This is a genomic window from Rhizobium sp. AN73 (assembly GCF_030757975.1).
Lineage (GTDB): Bacteria > Pseudomonadota > Alphaproteobacteria > Rhizobiales > Rhizobiaceae > Agrobacterium > Agrobacterium arsenijevicii.
In genome coordinates, this window is record NZ_JARWME010000002.1 from 1802638 (window position 1) to 1821307 (window position 18670).

Annotated in this window: 16 protein-coding genes; 5 read left to right on the plus strand and 11 right to left on the minus strand. The window is 61.0% G+C overall.

Annotated elements, in window-relative coordinates; translation table 11 throughout:
• Positions 1 to 16 precede the first annotated feature (16 nt).
• On the plus strand, positions 17 to 289 hold the full coding sequence (locus RBH10_RS18865) for a hypothetical protein (protein ID WP_281036149.1): 273 nt from the start codon (positions 17 to 19) through the stop codon (positions 287 to 289).
• On the opposite strand, the gene ppdK is transcribed toward RBH10_RS18865, so the two are convergent.
• Complete coding sequence (ppdK, locus tag RBH10_RS18870) at positions 267 to 2993, minus strand: pyruvate, phosphate dikinase (RefSeq protein ID WP_281036148.1); 2727 nt, start codon at positions 2991 to 2993, stop codon at positions 267 to 269. The genes RBH10_RS18865 and ppdK overlap by 23 nt on opposite strands.
• A 227-nt stretch (positions 2994 to 3220) precedes the next feature.
• On the opposite strand from ppdK, the gene RBH10_RS18875 reads away from it, so the two are divergent.
• Positions 3221 to 4198, plus strand: a complete 978-nt coding sequence (locus RBH10_RS18875; RefSeq protein WP_281036147.1) for a VOC family protein — start codon at positions 3221 to 3223, stop codon at positions 4196 to 4198.
• Between the two features lie 449 nt (positions 4199 to 4647).
• Here RBH10_RS18875 and RBH10_RS18880 read toward each other — a convergent pair whose 3' ends face one another.
• The 4 genes from RBH10_RS18880 to RBH10_RS18895 all read right to left on the minus strand — a co-directional run bounded on the left by RBH10_RS18880 (position 4648) and on the right by RBH10_RS18895 (position 10150).
• Positions 4648 to 8115, minus strand: a complete 3468-nt coding sequence (locus RBH10_RS18880) for a chromosome segregation SMC family protein (RefSeq protein WP_281036146.1) — start codon at positions 8113 to 8115, stop codon at positions 4648 to 4650.
• A gap of 84 nt (positions 8116 to 8199) precedes the next feature.
• Entirely contained in the window at positions 8200 to 8880 is a 681-nt protein-coding gene (locus RBH10_RS18885) for a DsbA family protein (protein WP_281036145.1), read from the minus strand.
• A 186-nt stretch (positions 8881 to 9066) separates the two neighbouring features.
• Entirely contained in the window at positions 9067 to 9525 is a 459-nt protein-coding gene (locus RBH10_RS18890) for a hypothetical protein (RefSeq protein ID WP_281036144.1), read from the minus strand.
• Between the two features lie 112 nt (positions 9526 to 9637).
• The gene (locus RBH10_RS18895) at positions 9638 to 10150 is read right to left on the minus strand and encodes a DUF721 domain-containing protein (protein ID WP_281036143.1); all 513 of its coding nucleotides are present in this window, start codon (positions 10148 to 10150) and stop codon (positions 9638 to 9640) included.
• Between the two features lie 98 nt (positions 10151 to 10248).
• On the opposite strand from RBH10_RS18895, the gene mutY reads away from it, so the two are divergent.
• Positions 10249 to 11352, plus strand: a complete 1104-nt coding sequence (gene mutY, locus RBH10_RS18900) for an A/G-specific adenine glycosylase (RefSeq protein WP_281036142.1) — start codon at positions 10249 to 10251, stop codon at positions 11350 to 11352.
• Positions 11349 to 11960, plus strand: coding sequence for an HAD family phosphatase (locus RBH10_RS18905; protein ID WP_281036141.1), 612 nt, complete (start codon positions 11349 to 11351; stop codon positions 11958 to 11960). The genes mutY and RBH10_RS18905 overlap by 4 nt, the downstream gene beginning before the upstream one ends.
• A 66-nt stretch (positions 11961 to 12026) precedes the next feature.
• On the opposite strand, the gene RBH10_RS18910 is transcribed toward RBH10_RS18905, so the two are convergent.
• The 4 genes from RBH10_RS18910 to RBH10_RS18925 form a co-directional block, all read right to left on the minus strand.
• Complete coding sequence (locus RBH10_RS18910) at positions 12027 to 13541, minus strand: DegQ family serine endoprotease (protein ID WP_281036140.1); 1515 nt, start codon at positions 13539 to 13541, stop codon at positions 12027 to 12029.
• Between the two features lie 173 nt (positions 13542 to 13714).
• The gene (locus tag RBH10_RS18915) at positions 13715 to 14191 is read right to left on the minus strand and encodes a hypothetical protein (RefSeq protein ID WP_281036139.1); all 477 of its coding nucleotides are present in this window, start codon (positions 14189 to 14191) and stop codon (positions 13715 to 13717) included.
• A 556-nt stretch (positions 14192 to 14747) separates the two neighbouring features.
• Positions 14748 to 15890, minus strand: a complete 1143-nt coding sequence (locus RBH10_RS18920; RefSeq protein WP_045018221.1) for a site-specific DNA-methyltransferase — start codon at positions 15888 to 15890, stop codon at positions 14748 to 14750.
• Positions 15891 to 15932: 42 nt separating this feature from the next.
• Positions 15933 to 16148, minus strand: a complete 216-nt coding sequence (locus tag RBH10_RS18925) for a hypothetical protein (protein ID WP_281036138.1) — start codon at positions 16146 to 16148, stop codon at positions 15933 to 15935.
• On the opposite strand from RBH10_RS18925, the gene RBH10_RS18930 reads away from it, so the two are divergent.
• The gene (locus RBH10_RS18930) at positions 16126 to 17205 is read left to right on the plus strand and encodes a hypothetical protein (protein ID WP_281036137.1); all 1080 of its coding nucleotides are present in this window, start codon (positions 16126 to 16128) and stop codon (positions 17203 to 17205) included. The two genes, RBH10_RS18925 and RBH10_RS18930, sit on opposite strands and share 23 nt — an antisense overlap.
• Here the strand turns inward: RBH10_RS18930 and RBH10_RS18935 are convergent.
• Complete coding sequence (locus tag RBH10_RS18935; protein WP_281037350.1) at positions 17165 to 17626, minus strand: DUF1284 domain-containing protein; 462 nt, start codon at positions 17624 to 17626, stop codon at positions 17165 to 17167. The two genes, RBH10_RS18930 and RBH10_RS18935, sit on opposite strands and share 41 nt — an antisense overlap.
• Before the next feature lie 215 nt (positions 17627 to 17841).
• Entirely contained in the window at positions 17842 to 18522 is a 681-nt protein-coding gene (locus RBH10_RS18940) for a GntR family transcriptional regulator (RefSeq protein ID WP_281036136.1), read from the minus strand.
• Positions 18523 to 18670 lie beyond the last annotated feature (148 nt).

Genomic DNA, 18670 nt, shown 5'->3' on the forward strand with positions numbered 1-18670 from the left:
TCCAGGGAGAAACAAAATGCGCGTTTCCATCGTCTTAGGTTCGCTTGCCGCCCTCATGGCGCTCACCGCCTGCCAGACGCTGACGCCGGAAGAGCGCCGGGCGCGGGATGAGGCGACATGCCGGGGTTATGGTTTCCGCCCCGGCACCGACCCGATGGCGGGTTGCCTTCTTGATCTGGACATGGATCGCCGCGCCGATAACCGCGCCTGGCAGGCGCAGATGAACCGCGACATGTTCTACCGGCCGGTGGTGGTGGAACGACGGATCATCGTCCAACCAAACCCCTGACCGGAATGAAGGCGACATTGCTTGCGGGCTCACCCTGCCGGTTCTTTGCCGCAAGCGTCGCCTGCGCGGCGGCAAGGCGGGCGATGGGCACGCGGAAGGGCGAGCAGGACACGTAGTCGAGATCCGCATCCTCGCAGAAATGGATCGAGGCCGGGTCGCCGCCATGTTCGCCGCAAATGCCGAGCTTCAGCTCCGGCCGTGTCTGGCGGCCGCGTTCGGCGGCAATGCGGATCAACTCCCCCACACCGTCGAAATCGAGCGAGATGAACGGGTCTCGTTCGATGATGCCCTTACGCTGATAGGTATTGATGAAACGCGCCGCATCATCGCGGGAAATGCCGAAGGTCGTCTGCGTCAGGTCGTTGGTGCCGAAGGAGAAGAACTCCGCGGCTTCCGCAATGACATGGGCGCGAAGCGCCGCACGCGGCAGCTCGATCATCGTGCCGGTCAGATATTCGAGCGTCATGCCGGTCTCTTCCGCCACCTCGGCGGCGACCGTGTCGATGACGGCCTTGACGTAATCAAGCTCTGACCGGAGGCCGACCAGCGGCACCATGATCTCAGGCACAACCGGCGCACCTGTCATGCGCGCCGCCGCAACGGCGGCTTCAAAAATGGCGCGCGCCTGCATTTCCGCGATTTCGGGATAAGAAATCGCCAACCGGCAGCCGCGATGGCCGAGCATAGGGTTGAATTCGTGCAGCGCATCCAGCCGCTGGCGGAACACCGTTTGCGGCATACCCATGGCGGCGGCCACCTCGACGATCTCACCATCCGTCTTCGGCAGGAATTCGTGCAGCGGCGGATCGAGCAGGCGGATCGTCACCGGCAGGCCGTGCATGATCTGGAACAGTTCGGTGAAATCCGAACGCTGCATCGGCAATAGCTGGTCGAGCGCTGCCCGCCTGCCCTTTTCGCTTTCAGCAAGGATCATCTCGCGCATCACATGAATGCGGTCGCCCTCGAAGAACATATGTTCGGTTCGGCAAAGGCCTATACCCTCGGCACCGAAGGCGCGGGCAGCACGCGCATCGGCCGGCGTATCGGCATTGGTGCGCACAGTCATGCGGCGCAGACCATCGGCCCATTGCATCAGCTTGCCGAAATCGCCTGACAGTTCCGGCTGCGTCATCGGCACTTCGCCCTTCAGCACCCGGCCGGACGAGCCGTCGATGGTGATGACATCGCCGCGTTTCAGCATGCAGCCGACGCCGATCAGCACCTTGTTGCGCATGTCGACACGCATGGAACCCGCGCCGGTGACGCAGGGAATGCCCATGCCGCGCGCCACCACGGCGGCGTGGCTGGTCATGCCACCGCGCGTCGTCAGAATGCCTTCGGCGGCATGCATGCCGTGAATATCTTCTGGGCTGGTTTCGATGCGCACCAGAATGACGCGACGCCCTTCGGCCTCCGCCGCAACCGCCTCTTCCGAGGTGAAGACGATTTCGCCGGTTGCCGCTCCCGGAGAGGCCGGCAGGCCGGAGCCGATGATGGGGCGGGAAACACCGGGATCGATGGTCGGGTGCAGCAGCTGATCGAGCGAGGATGGCTCGATGCGGCAGACAGCCTCCTCCTGCGAAATCAGCCCATCCTCGACCATATCGACGGCGATCTTCATGGCGGCGCGGGTGGTGCGCTTGCCGGAACGGGTCTGGAGCATCCAGAGCTTGCCGCGCTCGATGGTGAATTCCAGATCCTGCATCTCGCGATAGTGGTTCTCCAGCCGCTTGCAGATCGCGATGAACTCGGCGAAAGCCTCCGGCATCAGCTTTTCCATCGAAGGCTTGTCGGAACCCGACGCCAGCCGCGCGGCCTCGGTGATGGATTGCGGCGTGCGAATGCCCGCCACCACATCTTCACCCTGGGCGTTGACGAGGAACTCGCCGTAAAGCTCCGCCTCGCCGGTGGACGGATTACGGGTGAAGGCGACGCCGGTTGCCGAGGACGAGCCGAGATTGCCGAAGACCATGGCCTGAACGTTGACCGCCGTGCCCCAGTCGCCGGGAATATTGTGCAGATGCCGGTAGGTCACCGCGCGATGGTTTGTCCAGCTGGCAAAGACCGCGCCGATTGCGCCCCAGAGCTGGACGTGACAGTCCTGCGGGAATGCTTCCCCCAGCTCGTCCTCGATCAGCTGCTTGTAAAGCGAGACGACGTGCTGCCATTCGACCGCCGACATATCGGTATCGTATTCATGGCCGAGACGGCCTTTTTCGTCCTCGAGAATTTCCTCGAACAGCTCGTGATCGAGGCCCATGACGACATCGGCATACATCTGGATGAAACGGCGGTAGCTGTCCCAGGCAAAACGGGCATCACCCGCATCGTGGCCGAGCGCCTGCACCGTGCGGTCGTTGAGACCGAGATTGAGAACGGTGTCCATCATGCCCGGCATGGAGGCGCGCGCGCCTGATCGGACCGACAGAAGCAGTGGCGTCTGGCTGCCGCCAAATGTCTTGCCGGTCACGGTCTCCATACCATGAAGCCCGGCCATGACCTGCAGTTTCAGCTCTTCGGGAAGATCGCGGCCGCTCTTGTGATAGAGCGCGCAGGCATCGGTGATAATGGTGAGACCGGGGGGGACGGGAAGGCCGAGACTTGCCATTTCGGCAAGGTTTGCACCCTTGCCGCCCAATATAGCAACGTCACCTGCCCTTCCTTCGGCAGCACCGTTGCCGAAGGTATAAACCCACTTTTTCATTCCACGCTCTCCACCCAGAAGCGTTGTCATTTTTCTATCATCTACAGCATTGCTGCCATGTTGGAAACGCCGCAACGTGCAGTTTACATCGCAGTGCAGCATAATTGCGGCGAATTGCGCGCCAGAATTGCCGCAAAAGCAAAATAACAGCTTTACTGACGCATTCGTGTAGTGCGGAGAAACGGAGTGTTCCCTAAGCCATTCACATCGCCCAAAAGAGATTATTCATGCAATTTACTCGCCGTCACACGTTGAAATTTGCCGGAATTTCTTGCGCCGCCACCGCCCTTGCCGGTGCTCTGAGAGCAGAAGGCGGTTCGCCCGTCCCAAATGCCGGTGCGGCCCTTCCCTTTGCGCTGACGACCCCGATGCATATCGGCCAGGCGGCGCTTCGGGTCCGCGATCTCGATCCGATGATCGACTATTATCGCTCCGTGCTGGGGCTGAACGAGGTGGAGCGCACATCGCGTGGTGTGACACTCGGCGTCGGCACCGTTCCGCTGCTTGATCTCGTCCACAAACCGACGGCTGATTATGAAAGCCCGACCTCCGCCGGCCTGTTCCACATCGCCTATCTGATGCCCAGCCGCAAGGATCTGGCGCGTTGGCTGGTGCATGCGGCGTTGCGGCAAGTGCCGCTTACGGGCTTTGCCGACCATAATGTCAGCGAAGCGGTCTATCTCAATGATCCCGAAGGCAACGGCATCGAGGTTTACAGCGACCGGCCGAAGGACACATGGGTCTGGAACGGCCGCGTGGTGAAAATGGGCACCGAACCGCTCGACGTCGATGATCTCGTGGCACTGACCGACACCAAGAAAAGCGATTACGAAGCCGCACCCACGGGGATGCGCATCGGCCATATTCACCTGCGGGTCGGCGAGATTGCCACCGCCCGCGCCTTTTACGAAGAGGCCATCGGCCTGCAACCGACGCAGGATGCACGTTCGGATGCATCCTTCCTGTCGTCGGGCGGATATCATCACCATCTGGCGGTGAATACCTGGAACAGCCGCGGCGCGAAGCAACGCAACGCCACCGAAACCGGCCTCGACTGGTTTTCGCTCACCGTCCGAAATGCCACCGACCTTGAAGCGCAAAAGACAAGGCTGCGGGCCGCCGGTTACGTGCTGGTGGAGATGGAAAACAATGTCGTGGAAGCGATTGATCCATGGGGGACAAGGCTGCGGCTGGTGCCGGTGTGAGTGGGTGGTAGCGCTCCACACGATCGGCAGCTATGGCAAGTTCGGCGTTTACCGGGGTTCGTAGTGTCCCCTCCATCCGTCATTCCGGCCTTGAGCCGGAATCCAGCCGACGCGCGTCTGCGCGGCGAGAAGAGTCCTTTCAGCCCAAGGGCTTGGGCTGAAAGGACACTGGCTCAAGGCCGGTATGACGGAGGTGGGGATCCTCGTCCACGCAATTCCGGTCACAAAACCATGGCCTCAATTTTGCCGATACGGCTCACCCATAAGAAAGCCTTGCGAGGCCGCGACAGCAGCCTCGCAAGGCATTCCATCCGGGTACAGGAAACCGGATGGGGGGTCTGGAAATAACCCTGATTGCTTTCAAAAAGACATAGCAAAACGCCGCGCATTGTCGCTCACCCGAATGGGTGATGCCTTCATATAAATTCGCAATGACCGGGGTTGTGGTGTCAGACGGCTTCGCGCAATTGTTCGGCGGTCTGCAAATCCACCGACACCAGTTGCGACACGCCCTGTTCAGCCATGGTGACGCCGAACAGGCGGTTCATGCGCGCCATGGTGATGGGATTGTGGGTGATGATGACGAAACGCGTTTCGGTGGAGGCCACCATCTCGTCCATCAGGTTGCAGTAGCGCTCGACGTTGTGGTCGTCCAGCGGCGCGTCCACCTCATCCAGTACGCAGATCGGCGCGGGATTGGTGAGGAAGACCGCGAAAATCAGCGCCATGGCCGTCAGCGCCTGCTCGCCACCGGAAAGCAGCGTCATGGTCTGGGGCTTCTTGCCGGGCGGACGGGCGAGAATTTCCAGCCCTGCCTCCAGCGGATCGTCGGATTCGATCAGCTGCAATTCCGCCGTGCCGCCACCGAACAGATGGGTGAAAAGCCGCTGGAACTGCGAATTGACCACATCGAAGGCGGCAATCAGCCGTTCGCGGCCTTCGCGGTTGAGGTTCTGAATGCCGGCGCGCAGCTTGCGCACGGCGTCGATAATGTCGTCGCGCTCCTTGATGAGCGCCGCGAGCTTGGCGGAAAGCTCCGCCTGCTCCTCTTCCGCGCGCAGATTGACCGCGCCAAGCCTCTCGCGCTCGATCTTCAGCCGGTCGAGGTCGCGCTCGACATCGCGAATATCTGGCTTCGGCTGGTCGGGGCCAAGGCCGGTCAGGCGCAGCGCCATATACGGCTCGGTATTCAGCGTTTCGCGGATGCGATGTTCGGTTTCCTGCCGCTTCTCGCGAGCGGAAACCAGACGTTCTTCGGCGCGTCCACGCTTTTCGCGGGCTTCGGCCAGTTCGGAAAGCGCCGTTGTCGCAACCCGGTCGGCAGCGCGTTGCAGGTTTTCCGCTTCCACCAGACGGTCGGCGGCCGTACGGCGGGCATCTTCTGTTTTCTGAAGTTCGGTCAGGAGGTTGCGGCGTTTCTCGTCGAATTCCTCCGGCGCTATGTCCAGCTCGGCGATTTCCTCACGCGCCTCTTCCTCGCGTTCACGCAGGGTGGCGATATGATCGGCGGCACTGGCGGCCCGCGATGCCCAGGTGGAGCGCTCCTGCGCAATTGCCTGAAGCCGGCGCTGGCGGCTTTCCGCCTCGCGGCTCACCCCTTCGTGGCGGGCGCGCGCTTCCGCCAGCAGGCCACGATCGGTGGCGACTTCAAGCTGACTTTCACGCAGGCGCAGATCAAGGGCGGAAAGATCGGGCGCGTCTTCCATTTCGATACGGGCGTTTTCTCCCTGAACGACGATCTCGTCGATCTGCGCGCCGATCTGGTTCAGCGCTTCGGAAACGATATCGCGACGGCGCAGGAGATCGCCCGAGGCGCGTTCGGCAACGGTCAGAGCCTCGCGCGCTTCGGCAAGCTGACGTGTCGCCAACCGGCTTCTGTCGCGCACCTCCGAAAGCCGCAATTCGGCGCTTCTGATGTCGTCGGTTCTGATGGAGAGCTGCTCTTCGGCCTCCTCCAGACCGAAACGAGCTTCGTCCAGTTCGGTCTCGATTTCGGCAAGGCGGTTCTTTTGCGCCAGACGAAGGGCGGCGGCTCCCGGCGCGTCGGCACTGGCGATATGGCCGTCCCAGCGAAACAGCGCGCCCTCGCGCGTCACCAACCGTTGGCCGGGCTTCAGCGACGGCATCAGGCGCAGGGCTTCGGCAGTATCGGTTGCAATGCCGATCTGGGCCAGTGCGCGTTGGAGAGCACCCGGCGCCTGCGCGTAATTCAGCAGCGGCTTCACGCCCTGAGGCAAGGCAGGGTCGCCCGAACCATCACCATTGCCTGCCCAATAAGCGGGAGCGGCGGAATCGAGAGCACTTTCAAGATCGTCGCCAAGGGCTGCACCGAGTGCTGCCTCAAAACCGCGCTCCACCGTCATTTCTTCCGCCACCGGCGTGAAGCTGCCATTGGCGGCAGCGCTGGAAGCGAGGATTTTGGTGATGGTGCGCGCTTCCGTGTCCAGCGCGTTCAGCCGGTTTCTCGCCGTTTCCAGTGGTCCACGCGCCAGCGCTTCGGCGGAACGTGCCGTGGCAACGGCGGATTCGGCCTCCTCCGCCACGATCAGCGCATCCTCGACCGCGATCTCGGCAGCCTCCACCGCCTCGCGGCGCTCGGAGGGATCGGGAAGTCCGGAGAGTTTTTCATCGACGGCGTCGATCTCGGAGGATGCCTCCTGTGATTGGCGTTCCAGCCGGAGCTTGCGGTCGGAAAGCTCGCGGATCGCCCGTTCCAGCTGCTGGCGCCCGGCTGCGGCTTCGGCGCGTTCGGCGGTGATGGCGGTGAAAACGGTTTCGCTTTCGGTGAGCTTGGCAGCAGCCGCCTCGAAGGCTTCGCGCATCTCTTCGGCATGACGACCGGAATCGGCGAGGATTTCGAGAAGGTCGGCCTCTTCCTCATCGAGCCGTGCAAGGATCTGGGCGTTGTCAGAGACAAGCCGCTCTTCGCGGACGATGTCTTCGCCAAGTTGCGAGAGACGGCGCGCCAGCTCATCACGACGGCGCAACAGGCGGTTCGCCTCGTCGTCCAGCTGGGTGCGGGCAATCTGCAGGCGTTGCAGGGCGGCGGCGACACGCGCTTCATCCTCGCGCAGTTCCGGCAGCTTCAGGCTGGCAATGCCCTGCTGCTTTGCCGCCTCCATCTGCGCCTGCGCCTTTTCCGCAACGATGTTTGTGGCTTGGTTGAGCGCGCTTTCCGCTTCGCCTTCCGCTTCCTTGGCCTCCACCCAGCGAATATGCAGCAGGGTCGCCTCACGGGCGCGGATATCCGCCGACAGCATCTTGAAGCGGCTGGCCTGCCGCGCCTGCCGTTTCAGGCTTTCGATCTGGCTTTCAAGCTGGGCGGTGACGTCCTCCAGTCGCTCCAGATTGGTCTCGGCTGCCCGAAGGCGCAGTTCGGCCTCGTGGCGGCGGGAATGCAGGCCGGAAATGCCGGCCGCCTCTTCCAGCAGCTGGCGGCGGGCCTGCGGCTTGGCATTGATGAGTTCGCCGATACGCCCCTGCCCCACCATGGAGGGCGAGCGCGCGCCGGTGGAGGCATCGGCAAACAGAAGCTGCACATCCTTGGCGCGCGCCTCCTTGCCGTTGATGCGGTAGACAGAGCCGTTTTCGCGCTCGATGCGGCGCGTCACCTGAATTTCATCGGCATCGTTGAAGGCGGCGGGCGCGGTGCGGTCGGAATTGTCGAGATAAAGGCCGACTTCGGCGGTGTTTCTGGCCGGACGGTTGCCGGAACCGGAGAAAATGACGTCATCCATGCCGGATGCGCGCATGTTCTTGTAAGAGTTTTCGCCCATCACCCAGCGCAGCGCTTCGACCAGATTGGACTTGCCGCAGCCGTTCGGGCCGACGACACCGGTCAGGCCAGGCTCGATGATGAATTCCGAGGGTTCAACGAAGGACTTGAAACCAACGACGCGGAGCTTGTTGAACTTCATGCCGCCATGCTCCGGACAGAAATACGGCAATAAAAAACGGGCGAACGGAAGTATCCGCCGCCCGTTCCTTTAAGGGTTCGGCGATCAGAGCAGCTTGTCGATGACAGCCGACATGGTTTCAACCGACATGTCTCCCGCGTATTTCTTGCCGTTGATGATGAAAGTCGGCGTGGAGTTGACGCCAAATTCCGTCGCACCGCGTTGCATCGTTGCGTTCACATCATCCAGAAGTTTCTGGTTCGTCAAGCAGGCCTCGAAAGACTCCTGTGAGAAACCGGCCATTTTCGACAATTGCAGCAGGGCTGCGCGGGCATCCTGCGCCGTGGCCCAGCTCTGCTGCTGCTTGAACAGCATGGAAACGAACGGGAAATACTGTCCTTCCGGTGCGCAGCGCGCCAGCATGAAGGCAGCCGCCGCACGCGGATCGAACGGGAATTCGCGGATAACGAAGTAGACCTTGCCGGTGTCGATGTACTTCTTCTTGATCTCGTCAAAGGTCTTGTTGTGGAAGTTGGCGCAATGCGGGCAGGTCATCGACATGTATTCGACGATCTTGACGGGCGCGTTCGCATCGCCGAGCGCCGCTTCCGGCAGCGGGCCGGGCTTCAACACGGCAGCCATGTCCACATCACCGGTGGATTCAGGCAATTCCTCCGCCTCAGCGAGGCCGGGCGTGAAGGCAAACGGCAGCGCCGTGGCAACGGCTGCAAGAGCAACGCCGCCAAGCAGGCTGCGTCTGGTAATATTCAATTCGGAAATCGGCATGGAAACACCCGTGTTGATTTGAAACTGCCTGATGCGCAATTCGCTAACCCGATACCACCAGCACTGGCAGCACGACAAGCGGGCTCTAGAACTTCATTGTCAAAGAATCGTGACTTCGAGAAGGCGAAAGCATCAAAATACAGAGGCGCGAACAATGGTCGCAGCGAGCGGATACCTTTCGTGACCTCAACGGGACAGCCCAAACTGTATTTCGATATTGTGGTAAGATGAACCATGGCCGTTCCAGCCGTGATAAATTTCACGGCTTTCGCCTGAGAAATGGTGACGGGACATTTCTATTTCCGCGACCAGCGGAGCATATCCCTTGGTAAACAACGATCTCAGCGATCCCTGATGCACCGCGCTTGCAACCATGATTGGTTCGAGGTGATGAAGCTCCATTGCTTCGTCAGGCTGCGCAGGCCTTCTTACCGATCGGCATATTTCCCAATCGAAGAGGGTTTTACTGTCTCTCGGCAGATTACGGGAAATGAAAAGCCACGGGCCTTCAGCCTCCAGCCCATAATCGGCGATCTGCTTTTCTATTATCGGCGCATATTCGGCAGCCGCGTGTCTGACGTCGGGTATCCGCAGGCGCTTGGCCATGCGCAGGACCCACATTTCAGCCGTTTCCTTGATTTCCATCCGCATACTCCTTTGGACCATGGAGTAATTCGGAAATAGGCGGCCAACAAATTGAAATAGAGAATGAAATTCTATTTTCCGCCCAGCCATAAACCGCCGGTGAAATTTCTTCCTATTTCAAACCCGACCGCGGTGGTTTCTTCTGCATCACCGCCGTGCCGAGCCTTTCCACCGCCTTGCGCAGCGCCTCGCTCTCTATGCCGTCCATCATGTCGTCAAGGCGCTTTGCCGCATCGCCGCGCAACGGCGGCGGCTTTCGTCTACGGGTAACCGGCTGCGAGACCGGCTTCTGCACGATCCTGATCTGGCGCACGGCCGGGAAGCCGAAAAAGCCGTTGATGCGGGCAATCAGTTCGCCCTGCGCATGGGTGAGAAACAGCGCACGCGCACCTTCGCAGGCGATCGTCAGCACGCCCGGCTGGTAACCGCCGCGATCCGGTCCTTCGTCGCGGCGCGGCCAGGTGATCTTTTCAGGCCGCGTGCAATCGGCAAAGTCATCCCCGGCGATCTCGTCCCACGAGCCGAGCAGCGCCGTGTTGATACCCGCCCGTTTCGACAGGAGGGGATCCATGATGCCATTGGCTATTTCGGCGATCTGGATGACGCCTTTGCGTGGATATCGCATTTTTCACTCGGGTTTCAGGACCGGACAGGCCCGGAGCTGCTTGATAGGTCGGTATGAATGGCCCAACTATAGGCCGAATCGAAGAGAAACGGCAAACCATGCTTCAAAAAACCGCCCCGGCGCCTCAGGCGCAAATGCTGCTCGCATGGTACGACCGACACCATCGCGAGCTGCCATGGCGCACCTCTCCGGCCATGGCGACACAAGGAAAACGTGCCGATCCCTATCATGTCTGGCTGTCCGAAGTCATGCTGCAACAGACGACGGTACAGGCGGTGAAGCCCTATTTCCTGAAGTTCCTCGCCGCCTGGCCTGATGTCAACGATCTGGCGGCGGCGCCGGTAGAGGATGTGATGGCCGCATGGGCGGGGCTTGGTTATTATGCCCGCGCCCGCAACCTTAAAAAATGCGCCGAAGCCGTAGCGAAAGAGCATGGCGGTGTCTTTCCTGATACCGAAGAGGGCCTAAAGAAACTGCCCGGCATCGGCGACTATACGTCTGCGGCCGTCGCGGCCATCGCCTTTAACCGGCAGGCGGCGGTGATGGACGGCAATGTCGAGCGGGTCATTTCCCGCCTTTTTACCATCGATGCGCCCCTGCCCGGTTCGAAACCCGCCATGAAGGCCAAGGTGGCTGAACTCACGCCCGCAGACCGTCCCGGTGATTTCGCCCAGGCGATGATGGATCTCGGCGCGACGATCTGCACGCCCAAGCGTCCAGCCTGCGCGCTCTGTCCGTTCAACGGTTGCTGTCTTGCGCTTGCCCATGACGAGCCGGAGCGTTTTCCGGTCAAGGCCGCGAAGAAGGCAAAGCCGGTGCGGCTGGGAGCGGCTTTCGTGGCGGTGAATGCAAGCGGCGAAATCCTGCTGCGGCGGCGCATCGAAAGCGGCCTTCTCGGCGGCATGACCGAGGTGCCGACAACGGCATGGACCGCGCGGCTGGATGGCGGCACGGACACAACCCATGCGCCCTTTGCCGCCTCCTGGCAGGCGGCGGGTATCATCGTGCACGTCTTCACCCATTTCGAACTGCGGCTCACGGTCTACCGTGCGCAGGTGCCGGACGGCCTTCGTACAGGCCCGGATGACGGATGGTGGGAGCCGGTTACAAATCTTGACGCACAAGCCTTGCCGACGGTGATGAAAAAAGTCATCGCCCAAGCTATTCCATCCGCATTCGATGAAAGCAGGAAGTTTCGATGACCAAGATTGAGCATATCGTATTCGACATCGGCAAGGTACTGATCCACTACGATCCGCATATTCCCTATAGCCGTCTCATTCCCGATGCCGACGAGCGCAAATGGTTCTTCGAAAACGTCTGCACCCATGACTGGAACCTCGAACAGGATCGCGGACGCCGCTGGGAAGACGCCGAGGCGCTGCTGATGGAACGGTTTCCCGAGCGGGAAGAGCACATCCGCGCCTTCCGCAAGTTCTGGCACGAGATGGTCTCGCCTTCCTACGACGATAGCGTCGCGATCATGACGGGTCTGATCGATAGCGGCCACGACGTGACGATGCTGACCAATTTCGCCTCCGACACCTTTCGCGAGGCGCAGGAAATGTTCCCCTTCCTCACCCTGCCGCGCGGCGTGACGGTCTCTGGCGATGTGAAACTGTTGAAACCGGATGTGGCGATCTACGATCTGCACGCCAAGGAATTCGGCCTCAATCCCGCCGCCAGTATCTTCATCGACGATACGCTCGCCAACGTAGACGGCGCCAAGGCGGCCGGCTGGCAGGCGGTGCATTTTACCGGCGCGGAAAAGCTGAGGCAGGATCTGCGGGCCTACGGGATAGATGCCTGAGAATGACAGAAAGGGCAGCTCCGGCGGAGCTGCCCTTTCTCGTTCAGTTCTTCCGGAACTCAGGTTTCAGCCATTTGCAAAGGGCACGGCAAGGTAGGTCTGCGAATCGCCGCGCTGAACCAGAAACAGAACGGATTTGCGCCCGGCTTTTCCAGCCTGCGAAATGGCCGCTTTGGCTTCGCTTGCCGATTTCACCGCGGTCTGGTTGACCGAAACGATCACATCCCCCACCTGCAGGCCGGCATTGGCGGCTGGTTTCGAAGGCGCGATGCTTTCAACCACCGTTCCGGTCTCGCCCTTCGGCAGGTTGAGAGCCTGACGGACGGCTGGCGTTATGTCAGCCAGCCCCAGACCGATCATCGGCAGGGATTGCGACGAGGCACCGCCCTGTTGTTGACCGTTATCGGCGGAAGCTTGCCCGCTCTTGGGGTCGTTTCCGCCCACGGTGACAAGAAGGTCCCTATTCTCTCCCTGCCGCCAGACCGTGACATGCTCCTTCTGGCCGGGCGAGAGATCGGCGACCATGCGCGACAGGTCGCGCGGGGACTTGATCGCCTGCCCGTCAAGTGCGGTGATCACGTCACCGGTCTTTATGCCGGCACGGCCTGCCGGTGTATCGGTTTCAACCTTGGCGACCAGTGCACCTTCCGCCGTCGCCAGTCCGATTGCGTTGGCCACATCCGAGGTCACCGGCTGTATCTGGACGCCAATGAAGCCGTGCCGGATCGAACCGTCCTTCATCAGGCGGACGACGACCTTTTGCGCCTGATCGGACGGAATGGCGAAACCGACACCGACGCTGCCGCCGTTTGGCGAATAGATCGCGGTATTGATGCCGACCACCTGACCCTCGACATCGACCAGCGGGCCACCGGAATTGCCGTGATTGATCGGTGCGTCGATCTGAATGAAGTCGTCATAGGGTCCGCTGTGCAGATCGCGGCCGCGGGCCGAAACGATGCCGGCGGTGACCGTGGTGCCGATGCCGAACGGATTGCCGATGGCCAATATCTGATCGCCAGTTTTAAGCCTGTCGGAATCACCCCATGAAATGACCGGCAGGGGCTTGGGCGACGTGATCTTGACGACGGCGAGATCGGATTTCGCGTCGGCGCCGACAAGCGTGGCGGGAAGCTCCGTGCCATCATCCAGCGTCACCTTGATGGAGGTGGCATTGTCGATGACGTGATTGTTGGTGACGATGTAGCCGTCCGGCGAGATGATGAAACCGGATCCCAGTGCCTCCGTCTGCTGCGACGGTTGTTGCTTGGGCTGCTGCTGCGGCAGGGGAATACCCTGCTCACCGAAGAACTGGCGAAACTGCTCCTCGAACGGGGTGGTATCGTCCGTCGTCTGCTTCTGCGTTTTCATTTCAGTGGTGATCGTCACCACCGCCGGTTTGTCGGCGGCGACGATACCCGCGAAGGAACCGCCGGATGTTACCGGGCCGGGGACGGCCGATAATCCGGCCTGGGCATAAGCGGGCGTGTTGTGCAGGAAAATAGGCATCGCAAGCGGTGCGGCAATAAAGGCTGCACCAAGCAAAGCTGCGATGCGATATCTGCGAAGAATACTGGGCATGACGTTTTTCCTTTCAGGGACTTGCCCACGGCCCTGGCCGTCAGGGGAGCAGACTGAGCCGCACCCCATTCAGCCGTTCAGGCGCATGGTTTTTGAGTTTCCAATCGTTCTTTCGAAATCCGCGCAGCCCTTGGGGTCAATCCTGAAGGCGGGAGAGCGGGTTCGTGCCCAGGTCAGCTCATGCGGACGATGTTCCGATCAAGTTGCCGGACTTCGCTTTGGAGCGTGGCAAATGCCTTCATGGGAATATAGCCACCATGCATGTCGGCGGTTTTCAGCGCCTGGGTACGGATTGCGGAAGATTCATTTTCGAGCCTGTTGAAAGCGCTCGCGCTCAACCTGGCCTGCTGGCGTTCGAAATCGATCCGGTGGTCGGCGACACGAAGCTCATGAAGTACACGGACCAGATGCGGCCTCTGCCCGTAAGCAGCAGGGGCGGTATAGTTCATGGACATATCATTCATGAACATGTCGTCATCGTTATGGCGGAAGAAATGTCTCCCACCCCGGTCGAAATCGTGGGAGCGTTCGCCATGCATTCCACCGGAGCCGGAATGCTCACCGTGCGAATGTCCGTCCGCGAAAGCGCCGCCCGTGGCGGCCGCCAGAATGAAGGCTGTTATTGTGACTGTCTTGAAAAGCGAGCGCATGGCACGCCTCCTTGTTCATCGCAGGTAATGGCCCACGAATCCGGCTGTCTCGCATCGTCGCGTCGCGATCCTGTTTAATCGCCGGCGACACTCAGCCTGGAAGAATATGTACTCCCCGCCATGTATAGCGTCACGTTAATCTTCCGTAACGCGCAGGACATCTATTGTTAAGGCTGGGGAATTCGTCTTGGCCGCGCGGGCCGCCATAAAGGGCTGATGAAAGTGCGCGGAGGCCTAAAAAGAAAGTTGGCGCAGGCGGAAATGGCGGTCTCCGGCCTGCGCCAGTCCTGCCGCAAGCGGCATGGGACAGCAATGTTTTCGTGAATCTCCGAACCGGATTTTCACAACCATTGCTTTGCGTCAGACTTTATGACCGTTCTCTTGCGCGAAACTTGTCTAGCTAAATTTAGATGTGCGAATATACCAACGCCCGACACCGAGGTGCCGGGCGTTGGTCGTTCTCCATCCGGGACTGAAGGTACTAAACCGGACGGAGACGTATGCTGACAATGGCGGGCGGTGGATCGTTGCCTTCAGCCTTTTGGGCTTTTGACTGTCAGGCCTTTGCCAGTTCACTACGAATGATCGTTCTCAGATCGTCGATTGGCTTCAACTGGTCGCCATCCTCGAAGTGCCAGAACGTCCATCCGTTGCATGCGTCGAGACCCTGCACCTTTGCACCCAGGCGGTGAATGGAGCCAGCGGTCCCGCCGGATGCAACCGTACCATCGGCACGAATAATGGCACTATAACGGCGCTTCGCATCCGTCAGAACCTGGCCGGGGCGGACGAGGCCGCTTTCCACCAGGGTGTTGAAGGCAACGCGCGGTTCGGCCCTCTTGCCGGTCATGACGGTCAGTTCCGCCTTGCCGAGCGGCTCGACGGCGGCGATGCGGGCAGAGGCCGCGTCGATATAATCCTGTTCACGCTCGATGCCGACAAAGTGGCGGCCGAGACGTTTTGCAACCGCACCCGTGGTGCCGGAACCGAAGAACGGGTCGAGCACGATGTCACCCGGCTTGGTGGAAGCCATGATGATACGCGCCAGCAATGCTTCCGGCTTCTGGGTCGGATGCACCTTCTTGCCGTCGTCGCCCTTCAGCCGCTCATGGCCGCTGCAGATCGGAAACAGCCAGTCGGAGCGCATCTGCACATCGTCGTTGGATGCCTTCAGTGCTTCGTAATTGAAGGTGTAGCCCTTGGCTTTCGGATCGCGGCTCGCCCAGATCATGGTCTCGTGGGCGTTCTGGAACCGGCGGCCCTTGAAATTGGGCATGGGGTTGGTCTTGCGCCAGACGATATCGTTAAGGATCCAGAAATCGAGGTTCTGGAGCATGGAGCCGACGCGGAAAATGTTGTGATAGGAGCCGATGACCCAGATGGTGCCATTCGGTTTCAGCACGCGGCGGCAGGCGAGCAGCCAGGCGCGGGTGAAGGCGTCATAGGCCTCGAAGGAGGAGAACTGGTCCCACTCGTCATCGACGGCATCGACCAGCGACTGATCGGGCCGGTGAAGCGTGCCGCCAAGCTGAAGATTATAGGGCGGATCGGCGAATATGGCATCCACCGACTGGCTCGGAAGGGCATCCAAGGCAGCAACACAATCACCTTTGATTATGCTGTCTTTCCAGGCGTCACTCTCGCCCGCACGATCAAAACCGGCACGCCGAAAATCGGCCAGCGGAAAAACTGCTGCCATTGGTACTCGCTCCATACGCTTACTCTCTACTGACGCTTATGGTTACCGAAGATGGTTATCAAAGCCTGAACAAGTCACGGAAAATGCAAAATAAATGGCAATTACGCCCTCTTCGCCGGATTTGCGGCGGCGGGCGGGGAACCTGAAGTCGCGCAAAAACGTTGTGCACAACGGGTCGTCCTGTTTCGCATATTGGTGCGGCAGGAAGACCGGCAATTCAGGGGGTAAATCGCAAATGGGGTCCATGACGAAAATCATTTCCGCCGCTCTCCTCGTGGCCACGCTGCCGTCACCATTGTGGGCGCAGCAGCCGGCGGCGCAATTTAACGTCGTCACCGATGCGGTGCTGTTCGATGGCGGCCCCTCGCTCGGCAACAGCGATAGGGTGCGGTGGGATTTCTACAAGGCCGACCGGGCCGGAGCGCGCAGCGATGTCAATGCCGGCGGGTCCTACGACGCCACTTTCGAGGCGAAGCTGCCCGCGGGCAAATATGTCGGTGTGGCGGCGCTGGGCAACATCCGCCGCGAAATACCCTTCGAGGTGAAGGACGGAAGCGTCGCAAGGCCGAAGGTCAATTTCGACGCGGCGGAACTGACGGTGGTTCCGAAACGCAGCCCCGGCGGCGATGTGGAAAGCCAGGCGAAAACCGAAATCACCAAGGGTGACTTCAAGGACAGCGTCTACGGCCAGAATGCGACCTTCGTTCCGGCGGGCGAAGTCCTCCTCACCGGCAGCATCGGCCCGGCCCGCGCGCAGGAAACCCTTGCCATCAAGGCGGGCGAAACGATCAGCCACGAGCTTGTCATCCCGAGCGGCGTAGTCGTCGCCAAGGCGGTCTATGCCGATGGCGGCAAGGCGGTGGAGACGGACGACATCCGTTTCGAGGCGCTTTCCGCCAAGGAGACGCTTGATGGCACCCGCCAGACCATCAACGGCACTTACGGCACCGGCAAGACCATGAAAATGCCCGCTGGCGATTTCGTGATGCGTGCGCGTCTGGGCAAGGTCACGGTGGAGCAACCATTCACCGTAACTGCGGGAAAACGCACCGAAATCAATCTCAACCTCGATGCGGGCGTTCTGGCGATCACGGCGCCGGGTGCCGAGCGGATCGATATCGTCGAAACGACCAAAGACCTTCAGGGCACGCAAAAGGAAATTTCCGGCCGTTACGGCACCCGGCATCAGGAGACGCTGCATCCCGGCGACTATTCGGTGAAGGTGAGCTATGACCAGAAATCCGGCCGCGACCCGAAGGAAATCAAGGCAACGGTCAAGGCCGCCGAGAGAACCGAGACGAATGTGCCGGAGTAGGTGCAAGCCGCTGCCCGGTTTGGCGCGCCGGCGGCTCACCAATCTTCACGCCGGCAAACCCTGATGCCGCGATACGATCGCACAGCCTTATCCACTGGCAACCGCGACAGGCCTGCCGGATGTCTCCGGCGGCGAAGGCCAGACGCATTTTCGCCAGCAGCTCCGGCGTTGCCCGCAGCCGCTTTCCGGCAGTGATTGTCTCGTTCAAAAGCGTCGAAACAGAAAGCCGGGCCGCCTCGTCCCTCTGCACAACGCCCTCGTTGAAACAGTGGGCATGGCTCTCGCACAACAGGCCGACGCAGATATCGTCAGGACCGTCCACCAGCTCGATATCCTCCTCGCCCGCATTCAGGCGGGCGGCGACACGGTCGTAATTTTCGACGAAACCGGAGGTGTAACCCTTCCCGACATAGGTCAGCATGCAGAGAAGGTGATGGGGGCGAAGGCGGACCGTCACAGGGCGCGTTTCCGATGAAGGAAACAGATCAGCGGACAGAGGAAAAATCTGCTCCGTGATTTCGCCGTATCAGCTGCCATCCATGCTCCCTTCGCAAACCGCGGATCGTCATCGCGGGCGGATATCGATAACCGACTTTTCCGGCGGAGTCCAAAGCAGCGCAGCTGATAGCCTCCGGCCTATCCGACAATCGCGAAGGCATCGTGCACCGAGCCGGAAGAGGTGCGGATCGCCTTGCGGCCGATCCATTGCACATGGCCGTCGAGGATACGCACCGCCTCCTCCGCACGGCCGCCGCGCAATGCGTCGAGGATCGCGCGGTGATCGGTATCGGTGCGGCGCTCCCAACCGGCCCGCCAGGCGGAAAACAGAAACCGGGCGCTCGCCGCATGCAGACCGTCGATCGCCTCCATCAGGCGCGGCATGTTGCAGGGCGCGGTGATGAGGCGGTGGAAGCGGCGATTGGCCTCCTCCCAGTGCTGCACGTCGACGGCGCTGTCGCCTTCCAACGTCGCTGCTTCGGCCTGATCGAGAATGGCTGAAGTCATGTTGGGAATGGCGTGGCGCAGCGCCAGAACCTCGAGTGCGGCGCGCATTTCCGCGACTTCGCGCACATCGGCGAGGCCGAAATCCGCGACCCGCACGCCGCGGCGCGGAATGCTGGCGGCCAAGCCCTGCGCCTCCAGCCTGCGGAACGCTTCGCGCACCGGCACATGCGATGCGCCGAATTCGGCGGCAATGTGATCCTGCCTCAGACGTTCACCCGGCGACAGCTCACCGCGAACGATGCGATCAGCCAGAGTGCGGCTGATGCGTGCGGCAATGGTATCTTCGGGTCTGGTTTTCGCTGTCTTGGGCATAACATCCCATAACGCATCCGGCGCTGATCTGTGTAGCGGTTTTTGCACGCAGGAAACGCGCAAAGCCAAATCCAAGCTATGAGCCTGATGGGACCGACCCTTGCGGGCCAACCGGTTGAGCTTGGCGCGGACTTGGGCTAAAAGCCCC

Bases quoted from the DNA above. Each gene is read 5' to 3' on its own strand.
- RBH10_RS18890 (WP_281036144.1), bottom strand. From the start codon at position 9,525: ATGGAAATCAAGGAAACGGCTGAAATGTGGGTCCTGCGCATGGCCAAG.
- mutY (WP_281036142.1), top strand. From the start codon at position 10,249: ATGCTTCAAAAAACCGCCCCGGCGCCTCAGGCGCAAATGCTGCTCGCA.
- RBH10_RS18880 (WP_281036146.1), bottom strand. From the start codon at position 8,115: ATGAAGTTCAACAAGCTCCGCGTCGTTGGTTTCAAGTCCTTCGTTGAA.
- RBH10_RS18875 (WP_281036147.1), top strand. From the start codon at position 3,221: ATGCAATTTACTCGCCGTCACACGTTGAAATTTGCCGGAATTTCTTGC.
- RBH10_RS18910 (WP_281036140.1), bottom strand. From the start codon at position 13,541: ATGCCCAGTATTCTTCGCAGATATCGCATCGCAGCTTTGCTTGGTGCA.
- RBH10_RS18920 (WP_045018221.1), bottom strand. From the start codon at position 15,890: ATGGCAGCAGTTTTTCCGCTGGCCGATTTTCGGCGTGCCGGTTTTGAT.
- RBH10_RS18915 (WP_281036139.1), bottom strand. From the start codon at position 14,191: ATGCGCTCGCTTTTCAAGACAGTCACAATAACAGCCTTCATTCTGGCG.
- RBH10_RS18930 (WP_281036137.1), top strand. From the start codon at position 16,126: ATGGGGTCCATGACGAAAATCATTTCCGCCGCTCTCCTCGTGGCCACG.
- RBH10_RS18905 (WP_281036141.1), top strand. From the start codon at position 11,349: ATGACCAAGATTGAGCATATCGTATTCGACATCGGCAAGGTACTGATC.
- RBH10_RS18885 (WP_281036145.1), bottom strand. From the start codon at position 8,880: ATGCCGATTTCCGAATTGAATATTACCAGACGCAGCCTGCTTGGCGGC.
- RBH10_RS18935 (WP_281037350.1), bottom strand. From the start codon at position 17,626: ATGCTGACCTATGTCGGGAAGGGTTACACCTCCGGTTTCGTCGAAAAT.
- RBH10_RS18940 (WP_281036136.1), bottom strand. From the start codon at position 18,522: ATGCCCAAGACAGCGAAAACCAGACCCGAAGATACCATTGCCGCACGC.
- RBH10_RS18895 (WP_281036143.1), bottom strand. From the start codon at position 10,150: ATGCGATATCCACGCAAAGGCGTCATCCAGATCGCCGAAATAGCCAAT.
- RBH10_RS18925 (WP_281036138.1), bottom strand. From the start codon at position 16,148: ATGATTTTCGTCATGGACCCCATTTGCGATTTACCCCCTGAATTGCCG.
- ppdK (WP_281036148.1), bottom strand. From the start codon at position 2,993: ATGAAAAAGTGGGTTTATACCTTCGGCAACGGTGCTGCCGAAGGAAGG.
- RBH10_RS18865 (WP_281036149.1), top strand. From the start codon at position 17: ATGCGCGTTTCCATCGTCTTAGGTTCGCTTGCCGCCCTCATGGCGCTC.